We start from the raw sequence: 450 nt of genomic DNA, 5'->3' as shown, positions 1-450 counted from the left end.
ATCTGCTTCAAAAGGTTCTCCACCGATTACTTTACAATTTTCACCAAAATTTTCCACAGCAATAGCTGTTCCCGCAATTAAACCTCCACCACCAACAGGAGTAAATATATAATTCAGGTCTGGATGTATTTCTAATAATTCTTTCGCTGCAGGTCCTTGTCCAAGAATAACATTGAGATCATTTGAAGGATGAATAAACGTTGCACCTTTTTGTATTTCGATTTGTTTTGCTGTTTTCTCTCTCGCTTCTAAAGTTGGTTCACACTCGATTATTTGCCCATTGTATCCTTTTACAGCGTCTTTTTTAACTTGTGGAGCAGTTTTGGGCATTACAATAAAAGCTTCAATTCCCAAGCTTTTTGCTGCAAGTGCTAAAGCTTGAGCAAAATTACCAGAAGAATGTGTCACAACTCCTTTTTGCTTTTGTTCGTCTGTAAGTTGCATGATAGC

1 protein-coding gene is annotated in these 450 nt (G+C 37.3%); it reads right to left on the bottom strand.

The window, feature by feature from the left end:
• The coding region (locus QWI17_RS21630; RefSeq protein WP_302724615.1) for a pyridoxal-phosphate dependent enzyme at nucleotides 1-450 on the bottom strand (450 nt) is incomplete at both ends.

This window comes from Gilvimarinus gilvus, from assembly GCF_030518155.1.
Taxonomy (GTDB): Bacteria; Pseudomonadota; Gammaproteobacteria; order Pseudomonadales; family Cellvibrionaceae; genus Gilvimarinus; species Gilvimarinus gilvus.
Note: the sequence above shows the minus strand (reverse complement) of the source record. Positions and strands in the feature narration are given on the sequence as shown.